Source organism: Pandoraea sp. NPDC087047 (genome assembly GCF_044745225.1).
Lineage (GTDB): Bacteria > Pseudomonadota > Gammaproteobacteria > Burkholderiales > Burkholderiaceae > Pandoraea.
In genome coordinates, this window is record NZ_JBIUZU010000014.1 from 24,824 (window position 1) to 48,659 (window position 23,836).

General features: G+C 63.8%; 20 protein-coding genes. 11 read left to right on the forward strand and 9 right to left on the reverse strand.

Annotation, left to right across the window (positions count from 1 at the left end; translation table 11 throughout):
• Positions 1-18: 18 nt before the first annotated feature.
• Entirely contained in the window at positions 19-1,848 is a 1,830-nt protein-coding gene (glmS, locus tag ACIPHM_RS22355) for a glutamine--fructose-6-phosphate transaminase (isomerizing) (RefSeq protein ID WP_400333234.1), read from the reverse strand.
• 158 nt (positions 1,849-2,006) lie between these two features.
• Between glmS and ACIPHM_RS22360 the strand changes: the two genes are divergently transcribed.
• The 4 genes from ACIPHM_RS22360 to ACIPHM_RS22375 all read left to right on the forward strand — a co-directional run bounded on the left by ACIPHM_RS22360 (position 2,007) and on the right by ACIPHM_RS22375 (position 5,872).
• Positions 2,007-2,492 carry an Lrp/AsnC family transcriptional regulator gene (locus ACIPHM_RS22360; RefSeq protein WP_400333236.1) on the forward strand — a complete coding sequence of 162 codons (486 nt, stop codon included), beginning with the start codon at positions 2,007-2,009 and terminating at the stop codon, positions 2,490-2,492.
• A 103-nt stretch (positions 2,493-2,595) separates the two neighbouring features.
• Positions 2,596-3,354, forward strand: a complete 759-nt coding sequence (locus ACIPHM_RS22365) for a DeoR/GlpR family DNA-binding transcription regulator (RefSeq protein ID WP_400333237.1) — start codon at positions 2,596-2,598, stop codon at positions 3,352-3,354.
• Positions 3,355-3,429: 75 nt separating this feature from the next.
• Complete coding sequence (locus tag ACIPHM_RS22370) at positions 3,430-4,410, forward strand: glycerophosphodiester phosphodiesterase family protein (RefSeq protein ID WP_400333240.1); 981 nt, start codon at positions 3,430-3,432, stop codon at positions 4,408-4,410.
• 226 nt (positions 4,411-4,636) lie between these two features.
• Positions 4,637-5,872: a porin gene (locus ACIPHM_RS22375; protein ID WP_400333241.1), complete on the forward strand. Its 1,236-nt coding sequence runs from the start codon at positions 4,637-4,639 to the stop codon at positions 5,870-5,872.
• A 1-nt stretch (position 5,873) separates the two neighbouring features.
• On the opposite strand, the gene ACIPHM_RS22380 is transcribed toward ACIPHM_RS22375, so the two are convergent.
• From ACIPHM_RS22380 to ACIPHM_RS22405, 6 genes are all read right to left on the reverse strand, one after another.
• A complete protein-coding gene (locus ACIPHM_RS22380) occupies positions 5,874-6,764 on the reverse strand; it encodes a cupin domain-containing protein (RefSeq protein ID WP_400333243.1) in 891 nt (296 codons plus the stop codon).
• Positions 6,765-6,887: 123 nt separating this feature from the next.
• Positions 6,888-7,178 (reverse strand): DUF4148 domain-containing protein, encoded by a 291-nt coding sequence (locus ACIPHM_RS22385; protein WP_400333245.1) that lies wholly within the window; start codon positions 7,176-7,178, stop codon positions 6,888-6,890.
• Between the two features lie 292 nt (positions 7,179-7,470).
• Positions 7,471-7,962 (reverse strand): Rrf2 family transcriptional regulator, encoded by a 492-nt coding sequence (locus ACIPHM_RS22390; RefSeq protein ID WP_400333393.1) that lies wholly within the window; start codon positions 7,960-7,962, stop codon positions 7,471-7,473.
• A 203-nt stretch (positions 7,963-8,165) separates the two neighbouring features.
• Complete coding sequence (locus ACIPHM_RS22395) at positions 8,166-8,900, reverse strand: transporter (protein ID WP_400333248.1); 735 nt, start codon at positions 8,898-8,900, stop codon at positions 8,166-8,168.
• A gap of 147 nt (positions 8,901-9,047) precedes the next feature.
• Complete coding sequence (gene mgtA / locus ACIPHM_RS22400) at positions 9,048-11,801, reverse strand: magnesium-translocating P-type ATPase (RefSeq protein WP_400333251.1); 2,754 nt, start codon at positions 11,799-11,801, stop codon at positions 9,048-9,050.
• Between the two features lie 347 nt (positions 11,802-12,148).
• Complete coding sequence (locus ACIPHM_RS22405) at positions 12,149-12,496, reverse strand: hypothetical protein (RefSeq protein ID WP_400333254.1); 348 nt, start codon at positions 12,494-12,496, stop codon at positions 12,149-12,151.
• Between the two features lie 645 nt (positions 12,497-13,141).
• Here ACIPHM_RS22405 and ACIPHM_RS22410 point away from each other — a divergent pair.
• The 7 genes from ACIPHM_RS22410 to ACIPHM_RS22440 all read left to right on the forward strand — a co-directional run bounded on the left by ACIPHM_RS22410 (position 13,142) and on the right by ACIPHM_RS22440 (position 20,502).
• On the forward strand, positions 13,142-13,660 hold the full coding sequence (locus tag ACIPHM_RS22410) for a sigma-70 family RNA polymerase sigma factor (RefSeq protein ID WP_400333396.1): 519 nt from the start codon (positions 13,142-13,144) through the stop codon (positions 13,658-13,660).
• A 41-nt stretch (positions 13,661-13,701) separates the two neighbouring features.
• The gene (locus tag ACIPHM_RS22415; protein ID WP_400333257.1) at positions 13,702-14,721 is read left to right on the forward strand and encodes a FecR domain-containing protein; all 1,020 of its coding nucleotides are present in this window, start codon (positions 13,702-13,704) and stop codon (positions 14,719-14,721) included.
• Between the two features lie 242 nt (positions 14,722-14,963).
• Positions 14,964-17,318 carry a TonB-dependent siderophore receptor gene (locus ACIPHM_RS22420; RefSeq protein ID WP_400333260.1) on the forward strand — a complete coding sequence of 785 codons (2,355 nt, stop codon included), beginning with the start codon at positions 14,964-14,966 and terminating at the stop codon, positions 17,316-17,318.
• A 131-nt stretch (positions 17,319-17,449) separates the two neighbouring features.
• A complete protein-coding gene (locus tag ACIPHM_RS22425; protein WP_400333399.1) occupies positions 17,450-18,178 on the forward strand; it encodes a DUF4198 domain-containing protein in 729 nt (242 codons plus the stop codon).
• A gap of 25 nt (positions 18,179-18,203) precedes the next feature.
• Entirely contained in the window at positions 18,204-18,524 is a 321-nt protein-coding gene (locus ACIPHM_RS22430; RefSeq protein ID WP_400333263.1) for a DUF3649 domain-containing protein, read from the forward strand.
• Positions 18,521-20,224 (forward strand): PepSY-associated TM helix domain-containing protein, encoded by a 1,704-nt coding sequence (locus ACIPHM_RS22435; protein ID WP_400333265.1) that lies wholly within the window; start codon positions 18,521-18,523, stop codon positions 20,222-20,224. The genes ACIPHM_RS22430 and ACIPHM_RS22435 overlap by 4 nt, the downstream gene beginning before the upstream one ends.
• Entirely contained in the window at positions 20,221-20,502 is a 282-nt protein-coding gene (locus ACIPHM_RS22440; RefSeq protein WP_400333268.1) for a DUF3325 domain-containing protein, read from the forward strand. The genes ACIPHM_RS22435 and ACIPHM_RS22440 overlap by 4 nt, the downstream gene beginning before the upstream one ends.
• Before the next feature lie 105 nt (positions 20,503-20,607).
• Here ACIPHM_RS22440 and ribA read toward each other — a convergent pair whose 3' ends face one another.
• Complete coding sequence (ribA, locus tag ACIPHM_RS22445; RefSeq protein WP_400333269.1) at positions 20,608-21,264, reverse strand: GTP cyclohydrolase II; 657 nt, start codon at positions 21,262-21,264, stop codon at positions 20,608-20,610.
• A gap of 193 nt (positions 21,265-21,457) precedes the next feature.
• Entirely contained in the window at positions 21,458-23,617 is a 2,160-nt protein-coding gene (locus ACIPHM_RS22450; protein ID WP_400333271.1) for a TonB-dependent siderophore receptor, read from the reverse strand.
• Between the last annotated feature and the right edge of the window lie 219 nt (positions 23,618-23,836).

A 23,836-nucleotide genomic window follows, 5' to 3' on the forward strand; every position in this document is an offset into this window, starting at 1 on the left:
AGACTGCCCTGCGCCGCATTACTCCACCGTCACCGACTTCGCCAGATTCCGTGGCTTATCGACATCCGTCCCTCGGGCGACGGCGGCGTGATACGCGAGCAGTTGCATCGGGATCGTGTGAAGAATCGGCGATAGCAAGCCGTAGTGTTCGGTCAGACGAATCACGTCGATGGCAGGCCCCGGCGACAATCCGCAATCGCTGTCCGCGAAGACATACAGCTTCCCGTTACGTGCACTGACCTCCTGCATGTTCGACTTCAGCTTTTCCAGCAGACGATCGTTCGGCGCGACTGCCACCACCGGCATCTCGTCGCTGACCAACGCCAGCGGCCCATGCTTGAGCTCCCCCGCCGGGTACGCTTCCGCATGGATGTACGAGATCTCCTTCATCTTCAGCGCCCCTTCCATCGCCACCGGATAGTGCAGACCGCGGCCGAGGAACAGGATGTCCTGACGGCGCGTCAGTTGCTCCGCCCACGCGATGATCTGCGGCTCCAGCGCGAGCACCTTCGCAATCGCGTCCGGCAAATGGCGCAGCGCCTTGAGATGCTGCTGCTCGTCCTCATCCGACAGACGCTCACGGCTTTGCGCCAGCGTCAGCGCCAGAAGGAATAGCGCGACCAATTGCGTCGTGAATGCTTTCGTCGACGCCACGCCGATCTCCACGCCCGCCCGGGTAAAGAACGTCATCGCAGATTCGCGCGCCAGCGCACTCGTCGCCACATTGCAGATCGCCAGCGTGTGCAGCATCCCGCGTTGCCTGGCCACTTGCACGGCGCCGAGCACGTCAGCCGTCTCGCCGCTCTGTGAGACGGCCACGACCAGCGTCTTCGCATTGGGCACGCTGTCGCGATACCGATACTCGCTCGCGATTTCTACGCTTACCGGCAATTGCGCGAGACTCTCGATCCAGTACTTCGCCGTGAGCGCCGCGTGATAACTGCCGCCACAGGCAAGCAGCAACACCGAATCCACCGCGTTGAACACGCGCCACGCGTTATCGCCGAACAACTCCGGCATGATCGAGGTGACGTCCGAGAGCGTGTCGGCCACCGCGCGCGGTTGCTCGAAAATCTCCTTCTGCATGTAATAGCGATACGGCCCGAGATCCGCCGCCCCGCTGTGCGCCGCTACCCGGTTGAGCGCACGCTCGACACGCTGCCCCCGCGCATCCACGATCCAATAGCGATGCAGTTGAACGTCCGCCACATCGCCGTTCTCCAGGTACACGATCCGGTCGGTGACGTTCGCGAGCGCAATCGCGTCCGACGCAATGAAGTTCTCCCCGTCGCCCACGCCCAGAAGCAGCGGCATGCCGTCGCGCGCGCCGACAAGCCGGTGCGGCTCGTCGCGGCAAATCACCGCAATCGCATAGCTGCCGCGCAATTGCGACGCGGCGGCCCTCACCGCGTCGAACAGATCGCCGTCGTACAGATGATCGATCAGATGCGCGATGACTTCGCTGTCCGTCTGGCTGGCAAAGTCATAACCATGCTTTTCCAGCGTCGCGCGCAATTCCTCGTAATTCTCGATGATGCCGTTGTGCGAGAGCGCAATGCGCGGCGTAGCGGCATTCGGCGAGAAGTGCGGATGCGCGTTGTCGGTAATCGGCTTGCCGTGCGTCGCCCAGCGCGTATGCGCAATGCCGGTGTAACCGGTCAGGCCGAGGCGCCCGACTTCCTCCTGAAGATTCGCTACGCGCTCGACGCTGCGCGCACGCACCAGATCGCGCTCGCGATACAGCGCCACGCCACACGAGTCGTAACCTCGATACTCCAGGCGCTTGAGCCCGTCGACCAGATTGGGGACGATGTCCCGCTGCGCGACCGCGCCGATGATTCCACACATAACGCCTCTCCGGAATGATCCATTGCCAGCCAGTGAAGCGATGGTAGAGTTAGCGAACTGAAATTAATCGTCAATATTTTTATTTATTTGAAATATAAATTCACATTCACATCATTGTGAAATTATATTTCACCCTACAACCCGTTGCGGTAAATCACATGGCAAGCCTCACACTCGACGATCTGGACCTGCGAATCCTCAATGCGCTGCAAGCCGATGCGTCGATCTCGAACCTTGAGCTGTCGCGGCGCGTCCATGCGTCCGCGCCGACCTGCCTGCGCCGCGTGCGCGCGCTTCGTGAGGCGGGCGTGATTGCGCGCCAGATTGCGATCATCGACGCATCGAAGCTGGGGCCAACGCTTACCGCCGTCGTCGAAGTGAGCCTCGACCGGCAAGCGGCCGAGGATTACGACGCCTTCGAGTCCTACATCTGTGAAGAACCGGCGGTGACGCAGTGCTATCGCGTCTCGCCGGGGCCGGACTTCGTGGTGATCGCCGAAGTGCGGGATATGGCGGCCTACGACGAGCTCGCGCGACGCCTCTTCAAAAGCGCCACCAACATTCGCAACGTGCGCACGTTCTTCTCCACGCGCTGCGCGAAATTCGAAGCCAATGCCCCCGTTCATTCGAGCCTGTCTCGCTGACTGAAAATGTTCATTTGAACATTTGACATCGTCATTTGAATGTCATCCTCGGCTGTCAAAGTGGCGCCCATTCCAGAACGAATGTGCAACCTACGACCGCCCGATGGACCTTTCCGAGCGTCAGACTCGCATCGTCGCCCTCTTCCGCCAGCATGGTGAAATGAGTGTCGACGCCCTCGCCGAACACTTCGGCGTAGCGACGCAAACCATTCGTCGCGACGTGAACACCCTGTGCGACGCGAACGTGTTGCGACGCTATCACGGCGGTGCGCGCCTGCTCACGCCGGGCACGAACCAGCCGTATGAGGTGCGCCGCGTGCGCAATCTCGAAGGCAAGCTGCGCATCGGCCACGCCGCCGCCGAACGCATTCCCGACGGCGCTACCGTCCTGATCGGCATCGGCACCACGCCCGAGCAAGTGGCCCTCGCGCTGGTGCCTCGCAAGCGTTTGTGCATCATCACGAACAATCTGCGTGCGGCGCTCGCGCTCGCCAGCAATCCCGAACATCGCGTGATCGTGCCCGGCGGCGAACTGCGCTCGCCCAATCCGGAAATTCTCGGAGACGAGGCCGACCGGCTGTTTCGCGCCTATCGGGCGGATGTGGGCGTGTACAGCGTCGGCGGCATCGACGACGACGGCACGCTGCTCGATTACGACCGCCACGAAGCCGCGTCGCGCGAAGCGCTGCGCGATGCCAGCCGCTACCGCATTCTCGTGGCCGACGCCTACAAGTTCACCCGCAAGCCCAGCGTGCGCGGCGGCCAGCTCGACGAGCAGGATCTCGTCGTCACGGACGGCCCGCTGCCCGACCCGCTGAGCCGGCACCTGAGCGCGACTGCGCCCGAAATTCTCGTCGTCTGACGTGATACCCCGATACCCCAATACCCCGATACCTCGCCACCGATCAATCACGCCCTCGCCCCGAGACTGCTCATCATGTCATCCGCTTCGTTCCGCGCTTCCCCCGTGTCTGCCACGCCTGTCTGGGCGCGCATTGCCGTCGTCAGCGCCGCCGTCGTCGCCTGCGCCTTTGGCGCGCTGACCTCGTCCCCCGCCAGCGCCGCCCCGCTGATCGTCGCGCATCGCGGCGGCACGGGCGATACGCCCGAAAACACGGTGCAAGCCTTCACCAACGCGTTGCAGAACGGCGCGCAGGCGCTGTGGATGACCGTGCAGGTCACACGCGACGGCGTGCCGGTGATGTACCGCCCCGCCGACCTTTCCGCCCTCACCGACGGCCGCGGCAAGCTCGCCGACCTCGACTATTCGGACGTGAAGAAACTCAACGCGGGATATGCGTTCTCGCGCAAGGAGGCCAACGGCCAGACCGTCTATCCGTATCGCGATCATCCGCTGCCGATTCCGACGCTGCGCGAGGCGCTCGCCGCCGTGCCCGCCAACGTGCCCGTGCTGCTCGACATGAAGCAAACGCCCGCTGCACCGCTGGTCGAGGCCGTCATCAAGGTGCTCGACGATACGAACGCCTGGTCGCGTGTGCGTCTGTACTCCACCGAAGCCGAAGCGACCGACCGCATGCGCGCACGCCGCCCGCAAGCGCAATTGTTCGAATCGCGCGACGCCACGCGCAATCGTCTCGTGGCCGCCGCCCTCGCCGGTCAATGCGCCACGCCACCCGCGCCCGGCACGTGGGCCGGTATCGAATTCCACCGTCAGGTGGAAGTGGTCGAGCGCTTCACGCTCGGCGAAGGCATCTCGAAGGTCGTCGCCAACTGGTGGACGCCGGCCGCCGTGCAGTGCTTCAAGTCGCGCGGCGATGTCCATCTCGTCGCCTTCGGGGTGGAAACGCCGCAAGACTTCGAGGCCGCATCGCAACTGGGCTTCGATGCCGTCATGACGGATTCGCCCGCACGCCTGCGCGCCGCGCTGGCCCATCAGGGGAAAGACGCCACGAAGTAAATCGCGTACTCCCCCCCGCCACGGCCGCGCGCTGATCGAACACCGCGCGGCCCGATCTCCCGCTGACCTCCGTCATCTTCGTCGCGGGAAATCGAGACTCATATTTTTAGGATTCCTAATTTATGACGCGATGCGACAACCCGGGACATGACACCGGGAACCGCATCGTCCTTTTGTGTCCTTTTGTGTCCGTTCGCCTCTCTTTGTCTCGCTCAGGAAACACACCATGAAGTCTCTCGCCCACTCTCCTCTCGCCCGTGCCGCGGCACTGGTCATCGGTTGCGGTGCTGCCACGCTCGCGCACGCGCAGTCCAACATCACGCTCTACGGCATCGTCGACGGCGGTGTCGGCTACGCCAGCAATGTCGCGAGCGTCACGCGTGCGGGTGCGGCGGGTCGTCCCGCCGTCATCAATGGGGCATCGAATTACGCGTTCCAGAGCGGCACGTGGCAAGGCAGCCGCTGGGGCATGAAGGGGACGGAAGATCTCGGCGGCGGCCTGACGGCGTTGTTCCGTCTCGAGAACGGCTTCAACATCGGCACCGGCGTCGCCAGCCAGGGCGGCGCGGAGTTCGGCCGTCATGCGTATGTCGGCTTGCAGGACAAGGCCTACGGCACCGTCACGCTCGGCCGTCAGTACGACGCGCTGATCGATCTGGTCGGCTCCGTGGGCGGCACGGCGTTGCTCTCCGGCGTAGGCGCGCATCCGGGTGACGTCGACAACCTCGACCACGGCTCGCGCGTGAACAACAGCGTGAAGTACCGCTCACCGACGTGGAGCGGCTTCACCTTCGGCGCAACGTATGGCTTCGGCGGCCAGCCCGGCACAATGGGACGCCAGAACACCTGGGGCCTCGCCGGACAGTACGCGAACGGCCCGCTGACCTGGGGCCTCGGCTACTCGCACGCCAACAACGACAAGGCGAGCGCGACCGACACGACCATCGGTAGCTGGGCCGGCTCGTCGGAATCGGCGTTCGCCTCGTCGATCAATGCCGGTTACGCGAGCGCCAAGGCGCGCGACATCGTCGCCACCGCGATGACGTACGAGATCGGCAACACCACGCTGGGCGCGAGCTACAGCCACACGGCGTATTCGGCGGGCACGTACTCGCGCTTCTCGCGCACGGCCAAGTTCGACACGGTCGGTGTGCTGGCGATGTATCGCTTCACGAATGCCTTCCGGCTGGGCGGCGGCTACAGCTTCACGAACGTGAATGCCCCGGCGGCGAACGCCTCGGGCGCGAAGTATCACCAGTTCAACCTCGCGGCGTTCTACAACCTGTCCAAGCGCACGGAGTTGTATGCATTGGCGGGCTATCAGAAGGCATCCGGCAACACGCTCGACACCTACGGCAATGTAATCGACGCCACGGCCTCGGTGGGCGACGCCGCCAATGGCATGTCGTCGGCAACCAGTTCACAGACTATCGTGCGACTGGGCGTCAGCCACGTGTTCTGATCTACGCCGCCTGAGCCGGCAACGCCGGCACGATCTGCACGCGGGGCGGCGGCAACGTCGTGACCGCGTGCATCTGCGCGCGGAGCCAGTCTCGCGGACTGCTGCCCGTCTTGCGACGGAAGGCACGCGCGAGCGCCGACGCGCTGTCGTATCCCACCTCCTCGGCCACGCGTGCGATCGGCTGACCGTCTCGCAAACGCTTCTGCGCCAGACCGATGCGCCAATCCAGCAGGTAATCCGCCGGGGATTGGCCGACCACTTCGCGGAATTGCGCGGCAAAGTTGGCGCGCGACATGTTCGCGGTGCTTGCGAGCGACTCGACCGTCCACGCTTCACCCGGCTGGTTGTGGATCACGTTCAGCGCTCGCGCGAGTCGCGGATCGCCCAGCCCGGCGAGCATGCCGAAACTCACCAGACGATGCTCCAGCACGTGACGCAGCAACTGAATCACCAGCAACTCGAATAACCGGTCCATCACGGCAAGCCGCCCGCAATTCGTGCCGAACGCTTCCGCAAACAGCCAGTTGAGCGTGAGTTCAAGCGTGGAGAGGGATTTCGTCGGAAGAACGAGAAACTCGGGCAAGGCGGCCACGAGCGGATTATTGTGACCGCCGTCGAACGACAACGAGCCACACACCAATTCCGTACGATCCGCTTCGCCGGACAGCAGTTGGTGATGATTGCGACGCGGGAAGAAGATCAACGACGGCTCTGCGATCTGCCGTCGGGAACCGTCTTCCAGCACGAGCGCGACTTCGCCCGCGCGCAACAAATGCAAGTGTCCGCCGTCGTGGGCATCGACACCATAACTGGCAAGCCCGCAAAGGCCGCCGCTGTGAAACACACCGGCGCGAACGCCGAAATTCGAAATCAGGGTGGAGAGCCGATCCATGGCGCACTCATCGAATTAACCCGGTGCGCCGATTATGGGGGATTTGCCCAACCCTTGCTTGGACCGGCCCAGCCCCCCTTGAACGACAGCCGCTCACTTCTCGGATAACGCGTCTCGCCTGCCTCAAGCCCGGTTATCGGCAACCGGCGCGCCCGTCCCGATTTCCGAACGGACGTCCGCACGCGAGCGGCCTACCGACGAGCGCTGTTGCAGCAACGACGGATATGTCTGGAGCGATTGGTCCAGTTGGCCCGAGGCGCGCGCCTGGCGCAGCGCCTCACGCACTTGCGCACGAGTCAGGCCTTGTGAGGTGGCAGGTTGCCCGGCGTCAGCGGTCTGCGTGTCGGCAAAAGCCGAAGCGCTGGCCAGCGACGCAGTGGCGATCAGGGCGGCAGCGAAAATACGAACGTTCATGGTGATACTCCTTTCGTTTCGATCGGCATGGTTTGCCGGAAGTCGGTTGCCTCTGAGCGTCCGTCTGTGAAGTTCGATGAACGCTATGGGGTACGACTCAAGATTACGAAAGGACAGTGCGATTTGCGCGGCAGGACGTCTGCAAGATGCGACCAATCGTCCAGATGTGGCGATAGCTATTGGCGCGCGCTATGACAACGATAGCGAGCGCCGATCGGATGGCGGAAAAAGCGGGGAATGTGTCCGGCAAGACGGCGAAAGCGCCACCGCTGTCGATGCGATCGATGCAATGTTACGACGCCGTAACGCGTCGTCTCACCTTAATGTCCGCCACCGGAACGGCAGCGGTTACGGCGTCTCCGAGCAGACGGCGCAACACCTCGGGCTGGCCGACGAGATCGGCCAACGTGTAGCGGTCAAGCACCGTAAAGTAAGCGCGCAACGCCTCGCCCAGCACGCCGCGCAGATGGCACGCCGAGGTAATGACGCAGGCGTTCTCGCCCTGATGGAAGCACTCGACCATCGCGAAATCGGGCTCCATCGCCCGCACCACTTCACCGAGCCCGATGCGCGCAGGCGGGCGTCCCAGACGAATCCCGCCCGCACGCCCTCGCACCGTGTGCAGAAAACCGAGTTGGCCCAGCTTCTGAACGATCTTCACAAGGTGGTTCTTGGGAATGTCGAACGCCTCCGCCACGGACTGCACGTGCACAAGCTCGTCGGGATGAACCGCGACGTAGATCAGGGTGCGCAGACTGTAATCGGTATGGTCGGTGAGGCGCATGCGACAGGGGAACGGCAGCGTAACGACGGCGGGAACGGACAAGGCGGCGCGATGCGCCGCCCCGCAGGCTTTTGCGAGGCAGTTTAACATGGCCTCGATATGCATCTTATGTCCCGCAGACGCCGCGCGACGCTCCATTCATTACCGAATATTGGGCGGCGTGCGGCGCGCTACGCGTCAAAGGGCTGCCGGGCCTGCGCGCCTTACCAACGCACCGTCAGCCCGCCCATCCATGAATAGTCGTACGTCTGCGGGTTGAGGCCGCGTCGATAGCCGACGTCGAGATCCATCCACGACGTCGGGCTATAGATCGCGCCGAGAATCATGAACGCCGGGTTCGTTTTTTGCGCGAAATCGGGGTTCTGCGAGGTGCCGACGTCCAGAATCAGTTGCGTCGACGGCAAGACGCGGTAGAGCACTGCGGCGGACGCCTTCCACAGCCCCTGACGCTGTCCCTGCCGATTCGACTGATACGCGGCGCCAGCGTTAGCCAGAAAGGTCCAGTCGTCGATCTGGTACTGCGCAAGCAACGTGGCGCCAGCGTTCACCCGGCCGGTGCCGAGCCCGCGACGGTCATCCCCCACCGGGAACATCACATACGGCTTCAGACCGACGCTGAACGCGCCATCGTCGTACAGACGCCATTTGGCCCCTGTTTCCACATCGGCGAAACCCCGGCCAGCCGAGTCCGACGTCGTGTCGATGTGGGTATAGGGAACGTTGATATAGACGTCGAGCGACTCGCCCACGCCGCGCGTGAGCGTGCTGTTCCACAAGGTCTGACGCCCGATGTCCTGCTGTTTCGACGTGACTTCGCCGTTCGTCTCGAACTGCCAGTTGCCGTCGCCTTGCGTGCCGGTATCGTCGGTGACCAGCGGGTGCGCGGCGAAGGCGCTGAGGGGGCAGCACAGTGCCAGATACATCAGTTGCTTCTTCATGAGTCGTTCTCTTTTCGCGTGTGCCGTCCCGTGCGGCATGCGGCGTGGGGTATGCGGCCTGCGCCGGGACGTGCGTGTGGGGTGGCAAGCCCCCGCCCTGGCGGGCGTGAGCGTTGCGGCAAAGCGATGTGTGTGATTGACGCTCGCTCAGAACCAGCGGCCGAAGCGGCGGATGTAGATCGTCTTGACCGTCTGGGCGAGCGCGATGTAACCGAGCATGGTCGCCACGAGCCAGTAGAAGTACGACCCCGGCAGGCTCACGAAGCCCAGTGCGTCAGCGAACGGCGAGTACGGCAGCCAGCAGGCAATGGCGATGGCGACCGACGTCGAGAGCATGATCGGCAATGCCGGCGTGCTTTGCAGGAACGGAATCTTCTGCGTGCGCAGCAGGTGCACGACCAGCGTCTGCGAGACCAGCCCTTCGACGAACCAGCCCGAGTTCATGATGACCTGACCGGCATTGCCGCCATGCGCGTGATAGAGCGCCCCGGCACCGAAAACCGTCCACATCAGCGCATACGTCGTGATGTCGAACACCGACGAAGTCGGCCCAATCCACAGCATGAAGCGGCGGATGTTGCTGGCGTCCCACTTGCGCGGCTTCTTGAGGAACTCCGGATCCATGCGGTCCCACGGCAGGAACATCTGCGAGATGTCGTACACGAGGTTTTGCACGAGCAGTTGCATCGCGAGCATCGGCTCCCACGGCAGGAACGCGCTCGCCACCAGTACCGAGAACACATTGCCGAAGTTCGAGCTGGCCGTCATGTTCAGATACTTGAGGATGTTGCCGAACGTCTCGCGGCCCCTGATCACGCCCGCTTCGAGCACCATCAGGCTCTTTTCGAGCAGGATGATGTCGGCGGTTTCCTTGGCGATATCCGCACCGGTATCCACCGAGATGCCAACGTCCGCATCGCGCAATGCCGGGGCGTCGTTGATGCCGTCTCCCAGGAAGCCCACGGTGTGGCCATTGGCCTGCAACGCCTTGACCACGCGCGCCTTGTGCAGCGGCGCGAGCTTGGCGAACACGGTGGTGCGACCGACCGCTTCACGCAGCGAGGCCTCGTCCATGGCTTCGATATCGGCGCCGAGCAACGGCGTACCGGGTTCGATCCCGACCTGACGGCACACTTTCATCGTGACGATCGGGTTGTCGCCCGTGAGTACCTTCACGGCAACACCGTGCTCGCGCAGCGCAGCAATCGCCGGGGCGGCCGAATCCTTGGGCGGATCGAGGAAGGTCAGGAAGCCGCAGACCGTCAGACCCACTTCGTCGGACGTCTTGTACTGGGTCTTCGTCTCACCCGCCGGGATATCGCGCGTGGCCACGACCAGCACGCGGAAGCCGTCCTCGTTGTACGCCTCGGCACGGGCGAGCAGCATGGCGCGAGCGGTATCGTCCAGCGCGCGCACGCCGTGCGGCGTCTTCACATGCGTGGACACCGCCAGCATTTCCTCGACGGCTCCCTTCGTGATCATCAGGTGCTCGCTGCGATCGTTGGCGACCACGACCGACAGACGGCGGCGCACGAAATCGAACGGCAGCTCGTCGATCTTGGCAAACGTACGCGGCTGCACCGACTCACCGATCTCATTGGCGCGACGGATGATGGCCACGTCGATCAGATTGCGCTGGCCGCTCTGGTGATAGCTGTTGAGCCAGCCCAGACGCAGCACGTCTTCCTGCTCGTCGCCTGCCACATCGAGATGCTGCTCGAGAATGATGCGATCCTGCGTGAGCGTGCCGGTCTTGTCGGTACACAACACGTCCATGGCGCCGAAGTTCTGCACCGAGTTCAAACGCTTGACCACCACCTTGCGACGCGACATCGCCATTGCACCGCGCGCGAGGTTGGCGCTCACGATCATCGGCAACATTTCCGGCGTCAGGCCGACGGCCACCGCGAGCGCAAACGTCAACGCGCTCAGCCAGTCGCCCTTGGTCAGGCCGTTGATCATGAAGACGATGGGCACCATCACCAGCATGAAACGGATGAGCAGCCAGCTCACGCTGTTCACGCCACGGTCGAAGCTCGTCTCCACACGCTTGTGGCTGACCACGTTTTTCGCCAGCGCGCCGAAATACGTGTCGGCGCCAGTGGCAACGACCACGCCCACGGCCGTGCCGCTCACCACGTTCGTGCCCATGAAGCAGATATTGGAGAGGTCGAGCAGGTTGGCATTGCCCTGGTCTGCGGCAATCGAGGCGGACTTTTGCGCGACGGCGCCGAGCGTGTCGTACTTCTCGACGGGCAGCGCCTCGCCGGTCAGGACCGCCTGGCTGATGAACAGATCGCGCGATTCGATCAGACGCAGATCGGCCGGGATCATATCGCCTGCCTGAAGCGTCACGATGTCGCCCACGACCAGCTCGCGCATGGCGACCTCGTGACGCTCCGGCTTGCCCGAGGCCGAGAGACGGCGGCGAACGCTAGCCGTCGTGCGCACCATCGCCTTGAGTTTCTCGGCCGCGCGCAGCGAACGGAACTCGGAGAAGAAGCGCAGCAGGCCGCTGATCGTCACCATCGTCACCAGAATGATGATGCTCTTGTAGTCCTGATCGCCCGGATCGGCGAAATAGACGTCGGTAAAGAAGCTGATCGCCACGAGGACGAGCAGCACCATCACGAACGGGTTGTTGAAGGCGCTCACGAGTTGCCGCGCCCAGTGCGGCGGCTTGTCGTGCGCAATTTCGTTGGGACCGTAGCGTGTCTGGCGCTGGCCGACATCGGCAAGCGCCAGGCCGCTCACGTCGGTGCCGAGTGTGTGAAGAACATCGTGCAGCGGCTCGGTCGCCAGACGTGCAACGACATCGGGGCCCGTGAGCGGCAGATCGGAGGATGTCGAGTGATCGACGAAGCCGCGCTGTTTATGGCGCGAGCGATGATTCTTTGTCATGACGATTTCCTTGCGCGGCTTACGCTTGTCTGTGCTTGCCTATGCTGGCAAGTGCTGACATGGCGGCCGGCCGGTCTCGTCAGTCGCTACCGGATGTCATCTCTCCGGAAAAAAGCGCGAACGCACCCAGCCGCGCCGCGCGGCGCGCGGTCGGTGATGGTGAAAATACGTGGGTCTGGCACTGAATTGCCCGCCGGGAAGCCGTGCGCCATGCGCGCGGTCCCGACGGGCCACATTCGGCTACTTCCGTCTTCCATTTTGGACTCCTTATGTTTGTTGATTCGGCGCACCGTCAGGCGCGCGAGCGCTGTCCGACAACGATTTCGAAATCGCTCGTTAGCGCGGCATCACGCGTGTGCCGCCATCGCGCCGCCGGTCGTGCGACGCGGCGTGTCGTCGGACCAGAACACACGACGCACGCTGCGCTCGCCCGAGAGCCGCATGACGAGCGACGTGAGCGAAGCACGCGCCCCCTGGGGGCAATCGAGTGTGACGGTGGCGCACGCCTCGTCGCGATCGTTCCAGCGCGTAATGCTGACATGCGTGGCGCGCAGGCCGAGCGCGGTGAGATCGATGAACATCTGCTTGCGCAAGGCACCCAGGGCCTCGGCCAGGCAGACGATAGTCAGGTGCGACACCGGCGTGGCGCGCGTCGGTTGGCTCTGGAAAGCCTGAAACGTTTGAAAAACTCGCATGATTCCCTCGCATGGCTGCGAAGTGTCCGCACCGCACACGGCACGGACAGCTGGCTCGCAAGTGCGTGCCGTCGCGACGCAAAACGAATGCGCAGGACGACATCGCCCGTTACGGGCACAACAGTGGAAACTTTTGCGGGAATTGCGCCGGACAGAGCACGCTCAGAGCGAGCGTTCGGGTGGCGCGAGACACCGCATCCTGCATGAGGACGCGGCACAGGGAAGGCTGTGGATCCTCAGGCAATCAGTCGATCAAAGATCGACTACTACTGGCATCGGAATTCACGGACTAACCCCTTAAATTGAAGACAGGGCGGATGGTAACTGAGGCCAAATTACAGCGTCAAGCAATAATTGCTGCATCGCAAACAACTTAAGATTTTGCCCAGCCCCTGCGCACGTCATCGCCCGTCAAGGCCGCGAGACGGGCTTGAGCGAGGATTGCACAAGCGAGTCCCGAATTCGGCACTCCGATCTATTCCATCTCCTGGAAAGCACTTGGCGTTGACAGGGATATTTCCCTTGAGTTATTAATAATGATTATCATTAACAAATCATTCGCATTCGTTTCAACTGCTGCATGACCGTTACCAGTGTTCGCGCTGGTCCAGAGCGTCGTGAGTGGACCGAACATCAGGCTGGATCATGCATACCACGGGCACCCTCCCCTCTACCGTCGAACTGCTGTATAGCCATCACCATTCCTGGTTGAAGGGCTGGCTGCATCGGCGTCTGGGCAGTGCCGAACAGGCGGCCGATATCGCGCACGATACTTTCGTGCGGCTGCTCGGCAGCGAGCGCGTACCGGCCACGTTCGACGAGCCTCGCGCGTACCTCACAACGGTCGCGCAGAATCTCGTCTCCAATCATTGGCGTCGGCAGAAACTCGAGCGCGCCTATCTCGACGCCCTCGCCCATGTGCCGCGCGATGTCGAATGGTCGCCCGAGACGCGCGCGATGATGCTCGAAACGCTGATCGAACTGGACCGCTTGCTCGACGGCCTGCCCGCCATCGTCCGGCAAGCGTTTCTGCATTCGCAACTGGATGGGCGCACGCATGCGCAGATTGCCGGGTCGCTCGGCATTTCCATTCCAACGGTCAAGCGCTACCTCGCCAAGGCGTTGCAGCGCTGCTATTTCGCCGACCTGTCGTTCCTCGGTTGACGCAGCCCCTTCACCGACCACTGGCCACGCTTGCCTCCACCATGTCCGCCATTCGCTCAAGCTGGTACGACGCCACCTCAGATGCCGCCAACGTGCCGGCAGAGGTGGCCGAGCGCGCCGTCGAATGGCTGATCGAATTGCAGGACGACGACGTCTCGCCGCAAACGGTGGCCGAATGGCAACGATGGCGCGAGGCGCATCCCGATCACGAGCGTGCATGGCAGCGCATCGAGTCCGTCAAAGGCAAGCTCGCGCCGCTCGCCTCGCCCGTGCAAGCGGGTGTCGCGCAGGCGGCATTGGCGCCACCCGCGTCCCGACAGCGCCGCCGCGCCGTGAAGTCGCTCGCCCTACTGCTCTTCGCCGGCGGGGGCACCTGGAGCCTGTTGCACTCGTCGCCCTGGCAACGCTGGTCGGCCGACGTGCATACGGCCGTGGGCGAGCGCCGCTCGCTGCAACTCGCTGACGGCACACAGCTCGTGCTCAACACCGGCAGCGCCGTGGATATCGTCTATCGCGAGGACGAGCGACGCGTGAGGCTCGTTGCCGGTGAAGTCCTGATTACGACGGCGCCCGACACGCACACGCCGCCGCGTCCGTTCCTCGTCGAAACGTCGCAAGGCACCGCACGCGCGCTCGGCACGCGTTACACCGTGCGGCAATTCGAAGACGGCACACATGTGAGCGTCTTCAAGGGCGCCGTAGAAATTCGTCCGCGCGCGAAGCCCGAGCAATCGTTGATCGTTCGCGAGGGGCTGCACGCGCGCTATACGGCCGACAGCATCTCCGACGCGAGCCAGACGCCAACGGACGACGCCACCTGGGCCGAGGGCTTCATCGTCGCGCGCAGCATGCGGCTCGCAGATTTCGTCGCCGAACTGGCGCGCTACAGCAACGCGGCGCTCTCGTGCGACGCCAGCGTCGCGAACCTTCGCGTGTCGGGCACGTTTCCACTCGACGATGTGGGCAAGGTGCTAGACACGCTCGGCACTACGCTCGCGGTGCGCACGCAGGTGGTCACGCGCTTTTGGGGCGCCCGCGAAATCCGACTGGTCCCGGCATAACCGATGGACCGACATCAGGCGTCTGGCGCCGGCAAAAATATTTTCAAGAAGGTGATCCGTTTTGATTTTTCGTGGGTCATGGAAGACGAACACCACCACTCTTCTTCCAAACGAAAGGTCAGATCATGGGTTACGTCCGGGGGCTGCAACGCGCTACAAGCCAACCACACTGGGTACATCGCCGCACGCGGCTGGCCTGCGCATTGGGTCGCATTGCCTTCGGCGCGGCCGTTGCCACACCAATGAGCGTCGCACTTGGCACCCTTGCGGCACCGCTTGCCGCCCACGCGCAAAGCGCCGCCACACCGGAGGCGCGTGCCTTCGACATCCCGGCAGGTTCGCTTGAAGACGCCCTGAGCCGCTTCGGCCGCGACGCCGGCATCATGCTGTCGTTCAAACCCGAAGTCACGGCGGGACGTCACAGCAACGGCCTGAAGGGCACCTACACACCGCGTAACGGGCTCGAAGCGCTCGTGGCAGGCACCGGGGTCGAAGTCGTGCCGCAATCGAATGGCAGCTTCCTGATTCAGCCCGCCGCCGGTTCGACCGGGGCGCATGGCGCCGTCTTGCTGCCGACAACCCACGTCATCGCCGCCTACGACAACGGCCTGCAACCGGCCTACGCGGGCGGCCAAGTCGCGCGCGGCGGCAGCCTTGGCATGCTCGGCTCGGCCGACGCCATGGACGTCCCCTTCAGCACGATGAACTACACCGAGCAAATGGTGCGCGACCAGCAGGCCCGCACGCTCGCCGACGTCGTCATCAACGAATCGTCGGTGCGCATGCTGACCTCCAGCGGCGGCTTCGGCGACGACTTCCAGATTCGCGGCTACACCGTCTCCAGCAGCGATGTCGGCCTCAATGGCCTGTACGGAATGGCCTCAGCCAGCCGCGTGCCTGCGGCCATCGTCGAGCGCGTGGAAGTTCTCAAGGGACCGGGCACGCTGATGAACGGCATCGGTCCGAGCGGCAGCATCGGCGGCGCGATCAATGTCGTGACCAAACGTGCGACGAACGAGCCGATCACGCGCTTGACGACGACATTCCAGAACAAGTCGCAACTCGGCGTCGAAGCCGACGTGGGCCGCCGCTTCGGCGAGAACCAGGAATGGGGGGTGCGCGTGAATGGCGTGTTGCGCGGCGGCAACACCACGCTCGACAACGGCAAGCAGAAGATCGGCTTCGGCTCGGTCGGCCTCGACTACACCACGCAACGCCTGCGCTGGACACTCGACGCCTACACCCAGCACGAGGGCGACGACAACTTCCGTCCGCAAATCGGTTTCCAGTCGTCGGTCAAGACAATTCCGGAAGCGCCGTCGGGCTACCGCAACTTCTACCCCGGCAGCGAGCTGCATCTGCACGACTCGGCCGTCACCACGCGCCTCGAATACGACGTGCTGCGCAACGTCACGGTCTGGGGTGCTGTGGGCTATCACTACGCCACCGCGTACCAGACGTTCCCGGGCGGCCCCGCCGACTCGCTCGGCAACTTCATGGCGACGAACTCTTACTACGACTCTTACACCCGCTCGCGCACGGTGGATGTGGGCGCGCGTGCGAGCTTCAAGACGTTCGACATCGGTCACACGCTTACGGTGCAGGCCTCGCGTCTGGAGCAGGATTCCGGCAATGCATACGTGCCGGGTTCGACGGCGGTGCCCTCGAACATTTACAACCCGGCGCCGCTGCCGGCCGTGAATGCGCCGCGCACGGAACCGAAAAAGGCGTCGGAATCTGCGCTGACGAGCATTGCCGTGACCGACACGCTGTCGTTCCTCAACGATCGCGTACTGCTCACCGGCGGCCTGCGCCATCAGCGCGTCGCGCTCGACAACTACAGCACGGCTACCGGCGCGCTGACATCGAACTACGACCAGAGCGCCGTGTCGCCGCTCGCGGGCATCGTCGTCAAACCGTTGCAGAACGTCTCGGTGTACGCGAACTTCACCTCGGGCCTGTCGCGCGGCGGCACCGCCCCGGCGACCGCCCGCAACGCCGGCCAGGTATTCCCGCCATACAAGTCCAAGCAGTACGAGGCCGGTGTGAAGGCCGACTGGGGTCCGGTGACGACGACGGTGTCGGTGTTCCAGGTGCAGCGTCCGAATGCGATCACCGACCCGGCGACCAACATCTACAGCTTCGACGGCGAACAGCGCAACCGCGGCCTCGAATTGTCGGCCTACGGAGAAGTCGTCAAGGGTCTGCGCCTGATGGCCAGCGCCACGTTCTACGATGCGAAGCTCACCAAAACGGCTGGCGGCGTGAACGACGGCAACGATGCGAACGGCGTGCCCAGGCGCGCGTTCAATCTCGGCGTCGACTGGGATACGCCATGGGTGCCGGGCCTCTCGCTCAACGGCCGCATCATCAACACGTCGCGCATGTATTTCAACGCGGCCAACACGCTCGAATTGCCCGCCTGGACGCGTTACGACATCGGCGCACGCTATCGCACGCGCGTCGCAGGCAAGTCGGTCGTGTTCCGCGCCAACATCGAGAACCTGTTCAATTCGAACTACTGGCTGATGAGCGGCACGTACGCCACCGCGGCCGCGCCGCGCACGTTCGTGCTGTCCGCGCAGTTCGACTTCTGAGGCGAATCGAGATGCCCATGCAACCTGAACCGACACCCCGGCTTTCCCCGTTTCACCCTGTCCGTAGTGCCCGCAACTTCACAAAGGAAATTGCCATGAAGACGACTGCCGCCATCCGCCCGACGCGCCTGATACGACTGACGCAACTCACGTTCGGTGCTCTCATCGCCCTTGCCGGCACCGCACAGGCGCATCAGATCTGGATCGAGCAGCCCGCTGGCCAGAACGCCGTGATCCGCTTCGGCGAATTCGGCGAGAACCTGCGCGAAGCCTCGCCGGGGCTGCTCGACAAGTTCGGCGCGCCCACGGGCACGCTGAGCTCGTCGCAGGGTGAGAAGACGGCCGCCGCGACGAAGACCACCAACGGCTTCGCCCTGCCGTTCAAGGCCACCGCGGGCGAAGCCCTCGTCGCAGAAGACGCCAGCTACCCGCTCTTCACCTTCAAGCGCGACGGCCAGGAAGTCACGAACTGGTATCGTCCGTCGGCGCGTCTGGCTACGGATTTCTCGAAGCAGAAGCCGCATCTGACGCTCGATCTGGTGCCCGCCGGCAAGCCGGGCGAGTTCCAGTTGTTCTTCCAGGGCAAGCCGCTGCCCAAGGCCAAGGTGTCGCTCGTCACGCAATCGGGCTGGGCCAAGGAAGCCCATACCGACGAACACGGCCTGGTCACGTTCGATATGCCGTGGAAGGGTGTGTATGTTGCCGAAGTCAGTCACAAGGACACCACGCCGGGTGAGCGCACGGGCGCCAAGGGTAACGAGCGCTATCAGGGCGTGAGCTACGTGACGACCACGACCGTCGTGCAGGCCGACGGCATCGAGCCGCTCCCGGCTGGTCCGGCCGCCGCGCCCAACAAGTAAGTCCAACCACTCAACGGCAAGCATCATGGCTCAGGTTCGTCGCACCGGGTTCGGCAATCTCTGCAATCTCGGCGCGCTCGTCTCCCGCATCGTGGCAGCCATCGGCGGCGGTTACGCCGTCGCTGCGCTGGCCAGCGTGGCGATACTCGCCTGTCCGATGGACAAGGCGCAGGCGGTCATCACCGGCGAACTGGCGAGTTTCGCCATCTATGCCGGTGCGGTCGTCTGGGTGTTCGCCGTGCGCGGCGCGTGGCATGCCTGGGCCGGTCTGCTCATCGTCGCCGCACCGCTCGCGCTCGTCGCGTGGGCGGTGTCGTCGGGTCTTGTGACGGGAGGCGCTGCATGACGTCCGTGCCGTCCACCCAATCGAAACCGCAGGGCCGGGGCATCCGTCAGACGATGTCCGACCTGCACACATGGGCCGGCCTGCTCGTGGGCTGGCTGCTGTACGCGATGTTCCTCACGGGCACCGTGAGCTACTTCAAGGACGAGCTATCGCAATGGATGCGCCCCGAAGTGCCGCATCGGCAGGCGCTGTCCGATCCGGCGGTCGTTGCACAAGCCGTCACCGGGCAACTGACGACGCTCGCCGCAGGCAGTCCGCAGTGGACCCTCTATCTGCCGACCGAGCGCAACCCGATCGCCAACGTGTTCTGGCGTAATGCCCCGCCGGCCACTGCGCCCAGGAGCCACGCGAGCCCCCCTCGCAGAAACTTCGAAGAAGCGATCTTCGACCCCGCGACGGGCCAGATCCTCAAGACGCGCGACACCCTCGGCGGCGACTTCTTCTACCGGTTCCACTTCCAGTTCCACCCGCTGCCGGTCCTGTGGGGACGCTGGCTCGCGGGCTTCTGCGCGATGTTCATGCTCGTGGCGATCGTCAGCGGCGTCATCACGCACAAGAAGATCTTCGTCGACTTCTTCACCTTCCGGTGGGGCAAAGGACAACGCTCGTGGCTCGACGCGCACAACGCGCTTTCGGTCTTCGGCCTGCCCTTCCACCTGATGATTACCTACACCGGCCTCGTCACGCTCATGGCGATGTACATGCCCTGGGGTGCGCAAACCGCCATCAAGACTCCGGCCGATCACGCCCAACTCAGCGCGCAACTGAACGTCTTCCCGCCGCCGGGCGAAGCCACTGGCGTCAAGGCGCCGCTTGCGCCCATCGACGCGATGGTGCGTGAAGCACAAGCTCGCTGGGGCGCTCACGATGTCGGACGTGTGACCGTCACCAACGCCGGCGACGCCGCCGCGCGTGTCGCCGTCACACGCGGCGAAACCCGCCGTGTCTCGATGAGCCCGCAGTACCTGCTGTTCGACGGCGCAACGGGCAAGCGCATCGACGTGCGCGAGAACGTCGGCCCCGCCGCCGAGACGCGCGGCGTGATGTACGCGCTGCACCTCGGGCGCTTCAGCGACTTGCATCTGCGATGGCTCTATTTCCTCGTCAGCCTGGGCGGGACCGCAATGGTGGGCACGGGGCTGGTGATGTGGACGGTCAAACGCCGCAGCAAGCTGCCAGACCCAGCGCGGCCTCACTGCGGTTTTTATGTCGTCGAACGTCTGAACATCGCGGCCATCGCCGGGCTCTCGATAGCGATGACCGCGTTCCTGTGGGGCAACCGTCTGATTCCGGCCGACGCCGTCAAACGCAGCGCCACCGAGGTCGACCTGTTCTACTGGATGTGGGCGGCCACGCTGCTTTATGCGTTGGTGCGTCCGGCCAAACGTGCGTGGATCGAGTTGTTGTGGATCGCGGCTGCCGTGCTCGCGCTGCTCCCGGTACTCAACGCGCTCACGACGTCTCGCGGCCTCTGGCACAGCGTGACCACCGGCGATTGGGTCTACGCAGGCGTGGATCTGATGCTATGGGCATTCGCGGCGTTGCACGCGTGGCTCGCAGTGCGTACCGCGCGGCATAAGCCGAAGGCAAAGGCGATGAAGACGGCGAAGCCAACGAAGGCACCGCAGACCGGCACAACGCCGCCCGAGACACCCGCGGGCGCGGCGATCAACGCGTCGTTGAGCGAGGATCGCGCATGATCCATTTCGTCACCTTTACGATTTGCCTTGCGGGCTTTACCGCGCTGGCATTGGCAACCGAGCGTCAGCAGGAGGCGTTGCTCAACGGCGTCTCCCCCGCGCGCACGCGCAGATACCGTGTCGCCGGATGGACGGCACTGGCCGTGGCGCTTGGCGCGACGGTCATGTATCAGGGATGGGGCTTGGGGCTGGTGAACTACAGCGGGCAGACCAGCATGGCCGCCGGCCTGGTGTATCTGACACTCATCGTGGCAGAGCGCCGCCGTCAGTCACGCTGAAGTATTGGACTGACGGGGCTGACTGACGGGGCTTTCGCCCCGTGCAATGACACGGGACGCCGAGTCGAAAATCGAAAAGCGACCAGCTATCCGACCGGCTCGCGCTCACTCGTTCTCTTCGAAGTAGTGCCCGAACTTGGTCTGCTTGGTCCGGATGTAGCGTTGGTTCTCTTCGCGCATCGGAATGTCGAGCGTCACGCGCTCGCACACGGGGATGCCGTGCCTGACCAGCGTATCGAACTTCTTCGGGTTGTTGCTCATGAGGCGCACCGAACTGACACCAAGAATGCGCAGGATGGCGGCGGCGGAGTCGTATTCGCGGGCATCGTCGGGCAGCCCCAGATCGAGGTTGGCCTCGACCGTATCGCGCCCCTGCTCCTGGAGCAGATACGCGCGAATCTTGTTGCTCAGGCCGATGCCGCGCCCTTCATGGCCGCGCAGATACAGCATCACGCCACGCCCTTCTTCGGCGATCTTGCGCATACCCACATCGAGCTGCTCGCCGCAATCGCAGCGATAGGAGCCGAAAACATCGCCCGTCAGGCATTCCGAATGCAGACGCACCAACGGCGCCGCACCGTCCGACAGCCCCGTCACGTCGCCCATGACCAGCGCGAGGTGCTCGTTGTTGCTGTCTTTGACGCGAAACGCGTGGGAAGTGAAAGTGCCGTAGCGGGTCGGCAGCGTCGCCGTGGCGACAAGCTCGACGCATTCGCCATCGGCGCAATTGAGCGTGGCTGAAGGGGTGCCGGGGGACTTCATGTTGACGTTCGGACTGGCTGAAATTAGAGAGTTGCACACCACCGCACAGCGGCAGCGTGTGCTCGGAGTGTACCGCCATTTCCGGATTTCAGCCGACAGCGCCGTGCAACACACTGTTGCATGGCGCTGTCCAATCGGCTGGCACGGGGGGGTGGCCGCCGTGACCCGCCGATATTTCGCCCCTTGACGACGCTCAATAGTCGGCGCGCAGCGTGAGCATGATGTTGCGACGCTCGCCATAAATGCCGTAGAACGTCGACGGCACGCGGGCGTAGTAGTCGCGATTGAACACATTGTTCACGTTAAGCTGCGCTTCGAGATGGCGATTCACCCGGTAGGCGAGCATCGCGTCCCACACCGCATATCCGCCCTGCGCGGCGCCCACCGTGCGGTACGTCGAGCTCTGGATTCGCACACCGCCGCCCACGCGCAGCCCGTCGAGCACGCCACCGAACTGACCGTTCGAGAAGCGATACGTCGTGTACAGCTTGAACAGGTGTTGCGGCTCCTCGCCGTCGAGTGTCTGGCCGGCGAAGTTCGGGTCGCTGTCGTAACGCGAATTGAGCAGCGTGTATCCCGCATATACGTTCCAGTTGCGGGTGATCTGGCCGGTGACTTCGGCCTCCCAGCCCTGACTTTGCGCCGAACCGGCCGCCACGGAACCGATCGGGTGGAACGGATCCGCCACGGCACGGTTGGTGTCGGTCATGCGGAAGGCCGCCACCGTCGCATTCAGGCGACCGTCGAGGAACGCCCCCTTCACGCCCAGTTCGTATTGCTGACCTTCACGCGGCGGCAGCCCCTGACCGTCGAACGTCGTCGCGGTCTGCGGCGCGAAAATCTTCGAATAGTTGAAGTAGGCGTTGATCTGCGGCGTGATCGCCAGTACCACGCCGCCGTAAGGAATGAACTTATGGTTCGCCCGGGCGGTGGTACTCCACTGCCCTTCGGTCGGCAGCAGATCCTGACTTTGCTGCTGGAACCACGCTTCACGTCCGCCCAGCACAACGGTGAGCGGGTCCAGCACACGCACGCGCGCCTGTCCGTACACACCGAATTGCTGCGCGCGCAAGTTGTTGCCCGAGTCGAACGGAATCGTCGGCTCTGCCAACGACGGCGAGAAAATACTGAACGTACCGAGATTCTCGCCCCCCGACAGACTGCGCTGCTGCGTCATCTGGTAATTCATGCCAACGAGCCACTCGTGCTTGCGACCGAACGCCTCCACCGGTCCGGACAAGTGCGAGTCGATACCCAGCAGGTTGCTCTCGCCGCGCTGCGACTGGCCGAAATAATTGGCCGTGAGCGTCGTCGGGTTGATGCCCGGACCGAGATAGGCGTACTTGCTGTTGGAGAGCAGGTGACGATAATTGATGGTCGTCGTCGAGACAATGTCGTTATCGAAACGATGCTCCAGCTTCCCGTTGACCTCCTGCATCGACACCCACGCATAGTTCCAGTCCGGAGAGAAGTTCGAGTTGTTGGGCGCATTCAGGAATGACCGGTTGGTCAGCAGCGACTGGCCATAATCGAAGGCGTGCAGCGGATTGACCTGATACGAGCCGGACAGCGAGAGCAGCGTGCGCGGCGTGAGGTCGAACTCGAGCGCCCCGTAGGCGAGGAAGTTGCTCTCATTGGTGCGCGTCACCGATTTGTTACCGGTGTCCCCCGTCAACACGGCACGTCCGCGAATCGTGCCCGATTCGTTGAGCGGCCCCGTCACATCGATCATCTGACGATAATTCGCCCACGATCCAATGGTCGTCTCGCTGCGAACGGCGAATGTGTCGCCCGGACGCTTGCGCACAAGATTGACGGTGCCCCCCGGCTCGCCCGTGCCGTCCAGCAGACCCGCCGGGCCACGAAAGACTTCCACGCGGTCGTACATCGAGAGGTCGAACTGTGGCTGGTATTGGATACCGCTCAAGATCGACACCCCGTCGAATTCCACCCCGACGTTGTAGCCACGTGAGTTGAAATAGTAGGTGCCGTCGCCATAGTTGACGGCGGTAATGCCCGTAGTGAACTGCAACGCATCGGCCACCGACGTCATCGCCTGATCGTTCATCCGTGCACGCGTGACAACGGACACCGAATTCGGAATGTCTTTGAGCGCCTGCGGCGTCTTGCCGATGGTCGTGCTCGCCGTGCCGTACGACCCGGTGTCTTCGGTTTGCGCATCGCGTTGCGCGCTCACGTTCGCGGCAGGCAACGCGGCTGTCGGCGCGGGAGTCGTCGGTGTCGGCGTTTGCGCATGCGCCGCAGCGGCGCCCAGCATCAGCATGGCCATGGCGACGGGCGTGAGCACGTAGTGCTTCGAATGCGACTGCCCTGCCCTCGTGCCGTCGGACATGCGGCCCCGTGCCGCGCGGCGAGGTTTCTGGTTCTGACTCGTTTGCATCGTTGACAACACTTCCCCTTGTTGCCGGGCTTCACCGGCGATCGAAAATTGGCATCCGGGTGTTTTGTGCGGATAGCGGCATTGCGCCCGTCACGGTCCAATTCCCGCTACACTGGCGGAAATATCGCAAATGAGACTCATTACTAAATTTGCACGTGATCCGGCACAACA